The sequence below is a fragment of the Arsukibacterium perlucidum DSM 18276 genome (genome assembly GCF_000382165.1).
Lineage (GTDB): Bacteria > Pseudomonadota > Gammaproteobacteria > Enterobacterales > Alteromonadaceae > Alishewanella > Alishewanella perlucidum.
This window is the reverse complement of record NZ_KB907703.1, coordinates 225980-239873: the sequence shown is the minus strand read 5'-3', so window position 1 is coordinate 239873 and position 13894 is coordinate 225980. Positions and strand designations below refer to the sequence as shown.

Genomic DNA, 13894 nt, shown 5'->3' with positions numbered 1-13894 from the left:
TACAATTAAAGAGCATGATATGACTGCAAGACTTACTCCAGCGCAATTTCGGCAAATACTGGCGGCACGGATTCTGGTCCTGGATGGCGCTATGGGCACCATGATCCAGCAGCATCGGCTGGAGGAAGCCGACTATCGCGGCGCTGAGTTTGCCAACTGGCCGTGTGATGTTAAAGGTAATAATGACTTACTGGTGCTAAGCCAGCCAGATCTGATAGCTGATATTCACCGCCAATACCTGCTGGCCGGCGCTGATATTGTTGAAACCAACAGTTTTAATGCCACGACCATTGCTATGGCTGACTATCAGATGGAAGGCTTATCGGCCCGGATTAACCGCGAAGCCGCAGCGATAGCGCGGAAAGTCTGTGATGAAGTGACAGCACTTGAGCCGGATAAACCACGCTTTGTCGCCGGCGTATTAGGGCCCACTAACCGTACGGCGTCGATATCGCCCGATGTAAATGACCCGGGCTTTCGTAATGTCAGCTTTGATGAACTGGTTGAGGCTTACACTGAATCAACCCATGCCTTAATCGAAGGCGGTGCCGACATTATAATGCTGGAAACTATCTTCGATACCTTAAACGCCAAAGCGGCGGCTTTTGCCGTGTTAAAAGTATTTGATGAAGCAGGCTTTAAATTACCGGTGATGATCTCAGGTACCATTACGGATGCGTCCGGCCGCACCTTATCTGGCCAGACGACTGAAGCCTTTTACCATAGCCTGGCTCATGTTGAGCCGGTATGTTTTGGCCTGAACTGCGCCCTGGGCCCGGATTTATTGCGGCCATACGTCGAAACCTTATCCGGTGTGTCAGAAGCTTATGTATCGGTGCACCCGAATGCCGGCCTGCCAAATGAATTTGGTGAGTATGATTTAGGCGCAGCAGAGATGGCCGCTGAAATTGCCGATTGGGCAGCGCAGGGCTTTCTCAATATTGTTGGCGGTTGCTGTGGCACCACGCCCGAACATATCAAAGCCATAGCAGATGCGGTAAAAGATGCGCCGCCGCGCCAGCCCAAAGCAGCGGACCATAGTTTTAACTTAGCCGGCCTTGAAGCCTTTTCTGTGGAGTGGTAATGCGACAACAGGCCCGATTTATAAACGTAGGCGAGCGGACTAACGTCACCGGCTCAGCCAGATTTAAAAAACTGATCTTAAACGGCGACTATGAGGCGGCGCTTGATGTTGCGCGGCAGCAGGTAGAAAACGGCGCGCAAATTATCGATATCAACATGGATGAGGCCATGCTAGACAGCAAGGCCGCCATGGTGCGCTACTTAAGTTTACTGGCCTCTGAGCCGGATATTTCACGAGTGCCGATTATGGTTGACTCGTCGAAATGGGAAGTTATCGAAGCGGCGCTAAAGTGTATTCAGGGCAAGGCAGTCGTTAACTCTATTTCGCTAAAAGAAGGTGAAGCGCCATTTTTACAGCAGGCACGTTTATTACGCCGCTATGGCGCTGCGGTAGTGGTAATGGCGTTTGACGAGCAGGGCCAGGCTGACACCAAAGCGCGCAAGGTTGAGATCTGCCAGCGCGCTTATCACATTCTGACCGGGCAAATTGGTTTTCCGCCACAAGACATTATTTTTGATCCGAACATTTTTGCTGTCGCCACCGGCATTGAAGAGCATAACAATTACGCGGTCGATTTTATTGAGGCCACCCGTGAGATAAAGCGCTTATGCCCGCATGCCAAAATCTCCGGCGGTGTATCTAATGTTTCGTTCTCGTTTCGCGGCAACGATGCCGTGCGCGAAGCCATTCACTCAGTATTTTTATACCACGCCATCGCTGCCGGTATGGATATGGGTATTGTTAATGCCGGCCAGCTTACCGTGTATGACGATATTCCGCCGCTATTAAAGGAGCGTGTAGAGGACGTTATTCTGAACCGGCGCGATGATGCTACCGAGCGGCTGTTGGAAATTGCTGCGCAGTTTAAAGGCGATGGCAGCGTAGCTGAAAAAATTGATGACGCCTGGCGCAGCCTGCCGGTAAACAAACGGCTGGAACATGCGTTGGTTAAGGGCATTACCGACTTTATCGATATCGACACCGAAGAAGCCCGCCAGCAAGCAGAAAAACCGCTGCATGTAATTGAAGGCCCGTTGATGGACGGCATGAACGTGGTCGGTGATTTATTCGGTGAAGGCAAAATGTTTCTGCCACAAGTAGTGAAATCGGCCCGGGTAATGAAAAAAGCCGTGGCCTATTTGCAGCCATATATCGAGCAGGAAAAAGAAGGCGGCCGTGCCCAGGGCAAGGTGCTGCTGGCTACGGTAAAAGGCGATGTGCATGATATAGGCAAAAACATTGTTGGCGTGGTGCTGCAGTGTAATAACTTTGAAGTAATAGATTTGGGCGTGATGGTACCCTGCGCCGAGCTTTTACGGGTAGCGAAAGAGCGTGATGTGGATGTTATTGGCTTATCCGGCCTGATTACCCCGTCGCTGGATGAAATGGTTCACGTTGCCAAAGAGATGACCCGCTTAGGCTTTACCCAGCCGCTGTTAATTGGTGGTGCTACCACCTCTAAGGCGCATACTGCAGTAAAAATAGAGCCTAATTATGCCAATGGTGTGGTGTACGTCCCTAATGCCTCGCGCAGTGTGTCTGTGGTGCAATCGCTAATTACCCCGGATAGCAAAGCCGATTATTTAAGCCGGATTAAAGGCGAGTACGAAGTGGCGCGTGAGCAACATGCCCGTTCGCGCCCCGGTGAAAAACTGCTCAGTTTTGCCGAGGCCAAAGCCAATAAATTCCAGCTCGATTTAACCAGGGTTGCGGCTGCACCCAGGCAGCCAGGCGTGCACTTATGGCCGGATGTCGATCTGAACATTTTGCGTGAGTATATTGATTGGACGCCATTCTTTTTAACCTGGCAGTTATCCGGCAAATACCCGGCCATTTTAAACCATGCCGAAGTGGGCATGGAGGCACGACGGGTGTTTAAAGACGCCAATGCCATTCTGGATACCATGATTAATGACGGCCATGTAAAAGGTAAAGCGGTATTTGGCTTATTCCCGGCTAATAGCGACGGCGAAGATATAGTGGTGTATACCGACGAGACGCGCCGCGTGGAAAAAGCCCGTTTATATAACCTGCGCCAGCAGCTGCAACTGCGCAACAACGCTCCAAATTGCAGCCTGGCTGATTTTATTGCCCCGGTTAGCAGTGGTGTGAAAGATTATATCGGCGGTTTTGCAGTCAGCACCGGCTTTGGCGCTGATGAGTTTGCTGCCAGGTTTGCCGCTGAGCATGATGATTACAACAGTATTATGGTGAAGGCCTTAGCTGATCGCTTAGCCGAAGCGCTGGCCGAATATCTGCATTTAAAAGTGCGGCGTGAGTATTGGGGCTATGCGGCGGATGAAGCGCTCAATAACGAGCAGCTTATTCGCGAGCTGTATCAGGGGATCCGGCCGGCACCGGGTTACCCGGCCTGTCCGGAGCACACCGAAAAAGGTACCTTGTGGCAGCTGCTGGATGTTGAGGCGCAAACCGGTATTACCCTTACCGAAAGCTATGCCATGTGGCCGGGGGCCGCAGTAAGCGGCTGGTATTTTGGCCACCCCGACAGCAAGTATTTTGCGGTAAGCAAAATTGCTGAGGATCAACTTACCGAGTATGCCAGCAAAAAAGGCTGGAGCCGCAGCGAAGCCGAAAGCTGGCTGGCACCGAATATACGCTAAGGCCAGGCTGCGGCTCTGCTGCAATATGGCTGTCAGCGCTATTGGCTCAGTACTTGTTGTAATTTTGCTGCCAGCACGCTCAGCTCAACAGGCTTGGTTAGCACATCGGTAAAACCATTGTGCTGGATCTGGCTGATTAACTCAGATGAATGATGAGCAGTTAGTGCCAAAATGGGCACGCTGTCGAGTCTTGAGTCTTGCCGTATGGCTTTGAGCGTGGCAAAACCGTCCATCTGAGGCATTTCAATATCCAGCAAAATAAGGGCTGGATTATGCTGTTGCAGCCAGTCCAGCGCCTGCTGGCCACCGCTAACCACGTGAGCGGGATAGCCAAGTTTTTCCAGCATCAGCTTCAGCAGGCTTTGGTTAAAGTCATTGTCGTCAACTACTAAAATCTGCCGCTCTGTGCTGACAGCTCCGGCGCTGGCTGTGTTGACCTGCGTCTGAAGATGCAGCGGCCCGGTAACGCCACTGCTTTTGTTAGTGTCGCTGACAACAGGCAAGCTCAGGGTAAAGCTAAAAGTACTGCCGACGCCAGGTTGGCTGCTTAATTTCAGCTCTGCACCCATTAATTGCACCAGTCGCTGACAAATAGTCAGCCCCAGGCCAGTGCCACCATATTTGCGGCTAACAGAATTATCCGCTTGTTGAAATGGCTGGAATAGCTGGGCTTGCTCAGCTGCGCTAATGCCAATGCCGGTATCAGTCAGGGCAAAATGTAATTGGTCGGCACCAAGCGTTTCAATTTGTAATTTGATACTGCCATCTTCAGTGAACTTAATGGCGTTGCTTAGCAGGTTCATCAATACCTGGCTCAGGCGCAGCGGATCACCGCAGCGTCTATCGCTGATATCGGCTGGCAGCACCCGCTGGTAATCCAGTCCCTTGCTGGTTAATTGGCTGCTAAAAAGATCTTCTACCTGAGCAAGGGTTTCGCGCAGGGAAAAATCGGTTTGTTCCAATTCGAGTTTGCCGGCCTCAATTTTTGAGAAATCCAGAATGTCATTGATAATGCTTAGCAGGATTTTGCCGGCTGAACGAATTCTAACCAGGTATTGCTGCTTGTGTTCTAAGGTGGTGGTGGCTTCTGCCAGCTCAGTGAAACCCAGTACTGCATTGAGCGGGGTGCGCAGTTCATGGCTCATGTTAGCCAGAAATTGTGCCTTGGCCATAGTAGCGTTTTCAGCCGTTTCCCGGGCCTGTTGCAGTTGAACCATGGCCTGCTCAAGGTGTTTGGTCCGCAGTGCCACCTGCTGACTAAGGCGTCGCTGTTCAGCAATGGCACTGTGCATCCGCCAACGATGCAACAAATATAACAGTGTCACTATTAGCAACAAGTAACTTAACAACATACTCCAATGCCAGTACCAGGGGCTGGCTATTTGTAAGTGCAGGCTTTGGGCCGCAGTTATCTCGCCAGTGCTATTTTTTGATCTGAGCTGAAATTGGTAGCGACCACTTTTCAGGTTGGTGTAATCACGATAGTGCTCATGACGCCAGCTGGACCACTCTTCGTCGTGTCCCAGCAGCCGGACCTGAAGTTGATCTGGTTGCAGCGGATTAAAATTAGGGCTACTGAACTGAAAACGCAGATTACGCTGCGTACTGTCCAGCTTTATCATGTCAGGTAACTGACCGCCACTATAAATGGCAGCTTGCTGATCAACCAGAATATTGCGCAACAACGGCGGCTTTGGCTGATGTTGCTGATATTGATCGTCAGCGAAGCGGAAAATGCCCTCAGCCCCACCAAACCAGATCAGCGGCAATTCAACCAGAATGGTATCCAACGGGATATCAGACAACGGCTGCAAGGCACTGCCTTGCCAGTGATAGCGGCCTTTGGCATCAGGTTCAGCTACCCCCGCTGAGCGTGTGCCGCTGACGTTATCCCACAATAACATCCAGACCCGGCCTTGTTTATCTATTGTAGGGTGGCGGACCCACGGTTGCTCGCTACTCTCGCCACTATAGAGCCCTTGAAAGGCTTCGGCCGCTGCAAATTTTTGCAATGCCGCATCATAACTAAGGATACCGCGGACAGAGGCGATATAAAGCTGACCGTTAAACAAATGGACAGAGTTCCGGTTCAGGCTGGGCAAACCCTGCTCTTTACCAAAACGTGTGATCGCCAGTGGCAATGATGCGCCACCCTGCCAGAATGCCGGCAACTGTAATTGATAAACGCCATGTGCCAGAGTGCCAAGCCAAAGTTGACCGTCAGCCATTTCGATAATGCTGTTTAAGTTGCCCTCTACCCCGGGCACCCGGCCTTCATCCTGCCATTGGCCATCAACATAACGCATGGTTGCCAGGCCGTCCTGCAGGCCAACGTAAACCCGGCTGGGCTCGAATTGGGATACCTGCAAAATCTTGCTGGCCTGCTCTGAGGGGCGGATAAGGGTTAGTTGCTCATCTGCCAACTGATAAACCCCTTCATTGTTGGCAATCAGTAAACGCTGTTGAAACTCAGTAAAACCCCAGGTTTGCTTTTGCAGTGGCGCTAGCCGGACAAACTGACCACTGCCGTCCTGGCGCGGTTGCAAGCGGAATAAGCCCAGGCTGGTGCCGGCATATAGCTGTTGTTGATAGCGGGTTAACGCAAGGACATTGCCTGCCAGGCCACTGGCACCATGATGAGCGGTAATAGCGGAATGTAAGGCAACCCGGGACAGGCCATGGTCCAGACCCAGCCACAGCCCACCCTGATGATCCTGGTACATCGCCCTGACATTTTGATCAAGCAACCCCGAATTACGGTTGTAGTGGCCAACCAGCTTGCCTTGTTTATTCAGGATGAACACACCATTTTGCACAGTGCCAAGGGCAATATCGCCGTTGTTGAGGGTCAGGCCGCTATATAGCACAGCCTGTTTAATTTGCTGATCATAAGCAGTTGGAAAACGCTGGATACCGTTTGGGCTGATGTTCCCGCCAATTAAGTACAATCCCGTTTCCCGGCTGCCTGCCAGCAAGGTGTTATCGTCAAAAGGTTCAAGCACAAAAATGCTTTCGTAGGCAAAATGTTCACCACCTGGCACCAACTGAAAATTGTCCTGATGCATCATCAGTAAGCCAGTGCCTTCTTCACGAATATAGAGCCGTTGATTAACAAAAAATGCTTTTAAAAAACTGCTGTTGCTGCGCCAGACATCTATTTTTTCATCGCGTAACCGGAACACATAGTCGCGACTGGTAAAGTAAACACTATCGTCGCTGACAAAGGTTTGCCTGACATCCTGAAAATCACGAAAGCTGGTCGGAACCAAATGCAGTAACGAGCGGAAACGGGATTGACCTTCGCTGTGGTCGATATAACCAATATCTCCCTTGGCACCGACATAAACCCGGCCGTCGGCTGCCAGGGCAAGCGAGCGGGCAACCGATTTGTTGCTGGTTTGCAGGGTTCGCCAGTTCCGGCCGTCGTATTCGAGTACCCCAACATTATTGCCAACATACAGCACACCACGGTGGTCTTGCAGCAAGGCCCAGTTTTGAGTGCCGGCGTGGTAATCTTTTGGTTTAAGGTTATGCAGCATTGGCATACCTTGTTCAAAAGTGGCGGCCCGCGCAGCAAATAACGGAGCGACAACCAACATAACAAGGATGGCAATGTAGGGTAACCAATGCTTTTGGTGGCGGGACAGAATAACCTTTGGCACAGTGAACTCCATTTCTTTTTTGCCGCTGCCGGCGGACGAACCAACAGGCTATCTTAACTGGTGTAACCGGCTTAGCCAAGTAATGAGGCCGCAGCCGCAAATACCGGATGTTAAGGCCAATGGCCAAAGCTGACTGGCGTCACAGCTGTGCTTAACCCTGTTTTAAATAAAATCTGCCAGTTTTCCTGAAAAACGTTATGCTTAGCAAAACCATGATTAAGGAGCAAACCGGTGCGGCTGACTTGGATAGCGGGTTTGTTGCTACTAATATCAAGCGCTGGGTTAGCGGCAGCGCCTTTAACGGTGTTGGTAGGACAACAAAAACCCCCTTATATTAACACTGCAAATATTTCTGGTTACGAAATTGAGTTGCTGGCTGAAGTCGTCAAAAGAATGGGCTATGAGCCAGTGTTCTTATTTGTACCTAATGCCAGGATTAAACCTTTACTGGAACAGGGTGAGGGCGATATCGCCAGTTTACAGCCGGTGGTAACTGATGAAACAGGTCTGTTTTATTCTAACCCCTACATTCGCTATCAGAATATCGCTGTTAGCCTGGCCAGTGACGAATTAGTGATTAGCCATAGCAGTGATCTGGGCCGGTATTCAGTGTTAGCGTTTCAGAGTGCCAGGACAGTCTTGGGACCGGACTTTACCGATATGGCCAGCATATCCGCCAATTACCGGGAAACGGTAGATCAGCAGGCACAACTGAAGATGCTGCTGTCCCGCCGGGTTCAGGTGGTGATAATGGATCGCAATATTTTCAATCATTACCGCTTACAGCAAGATAGTGTCGAGGGCCTGGCGATTCACGCCTTATTCAGCTCTACGCTTTACCGGGCGGCATTTCGGGATGCGGCGATGCAACGTGCGTTCGACCGGGCGCTGCTAAGCGTGATGCTGGATAGCTGGCATCAGCGATTACAACGCAAATATTTTGGTGAGGAAAACCAAAATTTGGATCATAAAATGTTATGCAGTGATAACCAGCAAACGGCAACACGCCCTAAAGCGCTTTAGCTTTTTCGTCACGTAGTAATTTGTCCAGATAACCCATGGCAAAGGCTGATAACACAAAGGTGATATGAATAAGCAGATACCACTTAATTTTGTCATTGGCGATAACTTCGGTATTCATAAACACTTTAAGTAAATGGATAGAAGAAATTGCCACAATAGAAGCAGCGACTTTGTTTTTAAGAGAGCCTGAATCCAGTTTGCCCAACCAGCTTAATTTATCGTTATTTCCTTCCAGATCGAGCCTGGATACGAAATTTTCGTAGCCGGAAAACATTACCATCACCAGCAAACCACCCACCAGTGCAATATCGATTAACGATAACACCACTAAAATCAGCTCCACTTCTTTCATACTGAAAATAATTGGAACGATATGAATGATTTCCTGAAAAAATTTAATTGCCAACGCTATTAATGCCAGGCTAAGTCCCAGATAAATGGGTGCCATAATCCAACGGGCAGAATAAATAAGATTTTCAACAAACTTTTCCATATGACAGCCTCACTTTTATAATGTCGCTATTATGCGGTCCCGTTGCAGCAAAGCAAGTCTGAATCCCGCCATTCAGTATTTTTTTGGGTCAGCCACTGAAGTTTCACCTAAGCTCTCTTATTTTCAGCGGTTTTGCAGTATGATAGCGGGCTTTAATGCCAGCATTGGCTGTAGGTCCGGGCAAGAGGTAAGTGTGGAAAAACCGTTTCAAATGAAACTGATTATCAGACGGCTGAATGCCACTGCATCACTGCAATGGCTGGCCGCTGCCTGGCAGCTGTTTAAACAGACTCCGCTGGTGTTTATCGCGATGTTTTTACTGACCGCGGGCATTAGCTTTTTATTGCAGTTTAACCAACTGACCGCCATAGTCTGGATTTTCCTGAACCCGTTTTTAACGGCAGGCTTTTATAAGGCTATTGTCGGTGCCCAGCAACAACAAAAAATTGCTATTGACTGGTTGTTTCAGCCATTAGCAGAGCCATTCTGCCGGATGATACTGTTGACCATTGGCGCTCTGAAATTCTTGTTGCTGACCCCGTTAATCAGTTTTCACCAACATTTATTCCAGACCATGTCTGTTGCAGTTGAAGCACAGAGCGGGGTTGAGACCATAGTGATGTTGCAACTGATATTAATGGTGGCATTGTTTACCCTGGTATTTATGCTTTTTGCTTATGCTGTCGCTATTGCCTACTTTCTGAAAGAACAGCGTATTCTGGTGGTATTGCAAACCAGTTTTATTGCCTGCTGGCGCAACGTGGCCGCGCTACTTATATTTGGTTTAGTCAGTGTGGCGCTGGTATTGCTAACTATTCCAACATTTTTTATTGGCCTGGTTGTAGTGGCGCCGTTGTTGCAAATTACATTTTTTCTGTCTTTTAACGACGTTTTTGCCTTACAGGTTAAATCAACTGATGACGGGGTGTTAGAGGTATAACCATGGCTGAACTGGCCGAGCTGAAGAAAAACGCGCTAAACTGGCTGAGCCGTCGCGATTACAGTGAGGCTCAGTTAAGCCAGAAGCTTCGCCAGAAAGGGGCCTTGCCAGAACAGTTGGCTGAGGTGGTTAGCTGGTGTAAAGCACAGCAGTATCTTGATGAAAGTCGCTTTTTAAGTATGCTGGTGCGCAGCAGGACCCGTCAGGGATATGGCTACAACTATTTGCTGCAGGAGTGTCGGGCACAGAAAATCAGTGCAGAGCAGTTAAATAATTGCATTAATGCATTAGCTATTGATTGGTGGGCACTGGCCAGTGCTGCTTATCAGAAAAAATATGGTGACAGCCAGGTAATTGATTATAAAGAAAAAAATAAACGGATGGCCTTTTTGCAGCGCCGCGGTTTTAGCAGCGAGCAGATTAAGGCGGTCTTTACTGAATTAACGATTTAAACCAACCGGACAGGATAGTTTCATGACGATGACTTCGGCCAGGATCAGACAGGCTTTTTTTGATTATTTCGCCAGTAAGCAACATCAGGTAGTTGCCAGCAGTTCGCTCATTCCGGGTAATGACGCCACCTTGCTATTTACTAATGCCGGTATGGTGCAGTTTAAAGATGTGTTTTTAGGGCAAGACCAGCGCAGGTATAGCCGGGCAGTATCAGCCCAGCGCTGTGTGCGGGCTGGTGGTAAGCACAACGATTTAGAAAATGTTGGCTATACCGCCCGTCATCACACCTTTTTTGAAATGCTGGGTAACTTCAGTTTTGGCGATTATTTTAAACGCGAAGCTATTGGCTATGCCTGGCAGTTTTTAACTGAAGTGGTCAAGCTGCCAAAGGAAAAATTGCTGGTTACTGTGTATGCCACGGATGATGAAGCTTACGATATATGGCTGAATGAAATTGGTGTACCGGCCGAACGGATTGTCCGGATTGGTGACAACAAAGGCGCGCCTTATGCTTCAGATAACTTCTGGGCGATGGGTGATACCGGCCCCTGTGGCCCCTGCACCGAAATTTTTTATGATCATGGTGAGCATATCTGGGGTGGCCCGCCGGGCTCAGCGGAAGAAGATGGCGATCGCTTTATTGAGATCTGGAACATCGTCTTTATGCAGTTTAATCGCCAGGCGAATGGTGAGATGCAGCCACTGGCCAAGCCAAGTATTGATACCGGCATGGGCCTGGAGCGGATTGCCGCCATTTTACAGGGTGTGCACAGCAACTATGAAATAGATACCTTTGTGGCGTTAATCAAAGCGGCAGCTGAGATTACCGGCGCTACCGACTTAACTGATAAATCGCTGCGGGTAGTCAGCGACCATATCCGCAGTTGTGCTTTTTTAATTGTGGATGGGGTATTGCCGGCCAATGAAGGCCGCGGCTATGTATTGCGCCGGATAATCCGCCGGGCGGTGCGCCACGGTAATAAACTGGGCGCAAAAGGCCCGTTTTTCTATAAGTTAGTCAGCGCTTTAGTAGCGCAAATGGGGGAGGCTTACCCTGAGCTGGCAGAAAAACAAGCCATTATTGAAAAAGCCCTGCGCCTGGAAGAAGAGCAGTTCGGCAAAACGCTGGAACGCGGCCTGACCATTCTTGATGAAGAGCTGGCGGCTTTATCGGGTAGTGTGATACCAGGCGACTTAGTGTTTAAGCTATATGATACCTACGGCTTTCCGGTCGACTTAACTAACGATGTAGCGCGTGAGCGCAATCTGACTATTGACCAGCAGGGTTTCGATGCAGCAATGGCCGCCCAGCGCAAACGCGCACAGCAGGCCTCTAATTTTGGCGCAGATTATAACGCTACATTAGGCTCAAATCAGCATACCGCTTTTACCGGCTACGAGCATGAATTTGGCGATGCCACTATTGTTGAAATATTTAGTGAAGGCAAAGCAGTTGATACCCTCTCGGCTGGTGCCAGTGGTTTAGTGGTGCTGGATCAAACACCGTTTTATGCCGAGTCGGGCGGCCAGATGGGTGATAGTGGCAAACTGCTGTTAGCAGCAGGTGGCGAGTTTGTGGTGGCAGATACCATTAAGTTAGGTAAAGCTTTTGCCCATCAGGGTCAGGCAACCGCTGATTTCAGGGTTGGCGATAAAGTTGCTGCCAGAATTGACAGCGAGCGGCGGGCGGCGATTAAACAAAACCACTCCGCCACCCACTTACTGCATGCTGCGCTGCGCCAGGTGTTAGGTGAGCATGTTACCCAAAAAGGCTCGTTGGTAGGGCCGGATCGCTTGCGCTTTGATTTTAGTCATTTTGAGGCCGTTAAAGCCAGCGAGCTGCAGCAAATCGAGCTGCTGGTGAACCAGCAAGTTCAGCTGAACAACTCACTACAAACCCGTTTAATGCCGATAGAGCAAGCGAAAGCTGCTGGCGCTATGGCGCTGTTTGGCGAAAAATATGACGAAGAAGTCCGGGTGCTGTCGATGGGTGAGTTTTCAATCGAACTTTGTGGTGGTACCCATGTTAAGCGTACCGGTGATATTGGGATCTTCAAAATAGTTGCCGAAGCCGGTATCGCTTCCGGCATTCGCCGGATTGAAGCAGTAAGCGGCAACGGCGCCCTGCTTTATATTCAGCAGTTAGAGCAGCAGGCAGCGCAGGCGGCAGCTTTATTAAAAGGCGATATGTTCAGCCTGGCTGACAAAGTGCAGCAAGCATTGGATAAAAGCCGTGGTCTGGAGAAAGATGTTGAGCAGTTAAAGGCGAAGTTAGCTAGTCAGGCTGGTTCGTCGCTGGAAAGCCAGGTCGAGCAAATAGCAGGCGTTAATGTGTTAATTAGTGCCGTTGAACAGGCTGATCCGAAAAGCTTAAGAACCATGCTCGATGAGTTGAAAAACAAACTTAACCCTGCGGTTATTCTGCTGGCTACCGTGAATGATGCTAAAGTTAGTTTAATTGCCGGTGTCAGTACTGAATTAACCGGCAAAGTACATGCCGGGCAGCTGGTCGCCTGGGCCGCGCAGCAGCTTGGTGGTAAAGGCGGTGGCCGGCCCGATATGGCGCAGGCCGGAGGTACCGACGCCAGTGCTTTACCCGCAGTGCTGGATGGTGCTCAGCAGTATATCAGCGAGAAGCTAAACGGCTGATCGCAATGAACGGTGCCGGCGTAACATAGTATTAAGTGGCGTTGGCCGTTCTAAACCCGTTTTATGTCGCGAAAGCCCCCGGACTACCGGCAAACTTGCTACAATTTGTCAGGTAATGGCTGGGGTGTTTTATAAATATCAGGTGTTGGCTTTTCAAGCAGGGGCCAGCTGAGTTACTATACGGCGTTTTATCGAAAACAACGGTGAAAGGTCACTGTAATTGCAAGGAAAAGGAGCAAGCGAATGCTAATTCTTACCCGTCGTGTTGGTGAGACTCTGATGATCGGTGACGAAGTCACTGTGACCGTGTTAGGAGTAAAAGGAAATCAGGTTCGGATTGGTGTTAACGCACCAAAAGAAGTGTCTGTTCATCGTGAAGAAATTTATATGCGGATCCAGGCTGAAAAAGATACTTCTGGTGGTGGTTTCAACCAGGCTGATTAAAAAACTACCGGTGGGATGCTTGCAACCAAATTGCCTGTTTTAAGCAATAGCCGGTAAATAATGAGCGAATTGTTTAAAAGGTCGGCAAACGGTCTTTACTGTCCAAAAATTGTTTGACTTATTTTCCTGAGACATTAATATACACGCCGCAACATAGCGCGGAGAAATGGCCGAGTGGCTGAAGGCGCACCCCTGCTAAGGGTGTATAGGGGAAACTCTATCGAGGGTTCGAATCCCTCTTTCTCCGCCATTTTTTATAGAGCGGACGCATAGCTCAGCTGGATAGAGTACTCGGCTACGAACCGAGCGGTCGGAGGTTCGAATCCTCCTGCGTCCACCATCTATAAAAACGGAATATAAAGTAACACCCCTGGATGCATAGCTCAGCTGGATAGAGTACTCGGCTACGAACCGAGCGGTCGGAGGTTCGAATCCTCCTGCGTCCACCATATATGAAAAACCCGCTACGGTTAACGCCATAGCGGGTTTTTGCTTATTTGTTTCAAGCTAATGACGCTGGAGGTG

Annotated in this window: 9 protein-coding genes and 3 tRNA genes; 10 read left to right on the top strand and 2 right to left on the bottom strand. The window is 49.6% G+C overall.

What is annotated here, in order from left to right; genetic code table 11:
* The first annotated feature begins 19 nt into the window (after window positions 1–19).
* Both H141_RS22045 and metH read left to right on the top strand, forming a co-directional pair.
* Window positions 20–1084: a homocysteine S-methyltransferase family protein gene (locus H141_RS22045; RefSeq protein ID WP_026349220.1), complete on the top strand. Its 1065-nt coding sequence runs from the start codon at window positions 20–22 to the stop codon at window positions 1082–1084.
* Window positions 1084–3705, top strand: a complete 2622-nt coding sequence (metH, locus tag H141_RS0104070) for a methionine synthase (protein ID WP_019674967.1) — start codon at window positions 1084–1086, stop codon at window positions 3703–3705. Before H141_RS22045 ends, metH begins: the two co-directional genes overlap by 1 nt.
* 38 nt (window positions 3706–3743) lie before the next feature.
* On the opposite strand, the gene H141_RS0104065 is transcribed toward metH, so the two are convergent.
* On the bottom strand, window positions 3744–7367 hold the full coding sequence (locus H141_RS0104065) for a hybrid sensor histidine kinase/response regulator (RefSeq protein ID WP_240473090.1): 3624 nt from the start codon (window positions 7365–7367) through the stop codon (window positions 3744–3746).
* 231 nt (window positions 7368–7598) lie between these two features.
* On the opposite strand from H141_RS0104065, the gene H141_RS0104055 reads away from it, so the two are divergent.
* The gene (locus tag H141_RS0104055) at window positions 7599–8390 is read left to right on the top strand and encodes a substrate-binding periplasmic protein (protein WP_019674964.1); all 792 of its coding nucleotides are present in this window, start codon (window positions 7599–7601) and stop codon (window positions 8388–8390) included.
* Here H141_RS0104055 and H141_RS0104050 read toward each other — a convergent pair.
* Window positions 8377–8883, bottom strand: coding sequence for a TIGR00645 family protein (locus H141_RS0104050; RefSeq protein ID WP_019674963.1), 507 nt, complete (start codon window positions 8881–8883; stop codon window positions 8377–8379). The two genes, H141_RS0104055 and H141_RS0104050, sit on opposite strands and share 14 nt — an antisense overlap.
* A 193-nt stretch (window positions 8884–9076) precedes the next feature.
* Here H141_RS0104050 and H141_RS0104045 point away from each other — a divergent pair, with 193 nt between their 5' ends.
* From H141_RS0104045 to H141_RS0104015, 7 genes are all read left to right on the top strand, one after another.
* The gene (locus H141_RS0104045; protein WP_157610707.1) at window positions 9077–9823 is read left to right on the top strand and encodes a DUF2189 domain-containing protein; all 747 of its coding nucleotides are present in this window, start codon (window positions 9077–9079) and stop codon (window positions 9821–9823) included.
* Between the two features lie 2 nt (window positions 9824–9825).
* Window positions 9826–10275, top strand: coding sequence for a regulatory protein RecX (locus H141_RS0104040; protein ID WP_019674961.1), 450 nt, complete (start codon window positions 9826–9828; stop codon window positions 10273–10275).
* A 28-nt stretch (window positions 10276–10303) separates the two neighbouring features.
* Window positions 10304–12925 (top strand): alanine--tRNA ligase, encoded by a 2622-nt coding sequence (gene alaS, locus H141_RS0104035; RefSeq protein WP_420834573.1) that lies wholly within the window; start codon window positions 10304–10306, stop codon window positions 12923–12925.
* Between the two features lie 243 nt (window positions 12926–13168).
* Window positions 13169–13369, top strand: a complete 201-nt coding sequence (gene csrA, locus H141_RS0104030; RefSeq protein WP_019674959.1) for a carbon storage regulator CsrA — start codon at window positions 13169–13171, stop codon at window positions 13367–13369.
* A gap of 160 nt (window positions 13370–13529) precedes the next feature.
* Window positions 13530–13619: transfer RNA gene (locus tag H141_RS0104025), tRNA-Ser, on the top strand.
* 13 nt (window positions 13620–13632) lie between these two features.
* Window positions 13633–13709 (top strand) — tRNA-Arg (locus tag H141_RS0104020).
* A 32-nt stretch (window positions 13710–13741) separates the two neighbouring features.
* Window positions 13742–13818: transfer RNA gene (locus H141_RS0104015), tRNA-Arg, on the top strand.
* The last annotated feature ends 76 nt before the right edge of the window (window positions 13819–13894 follow it).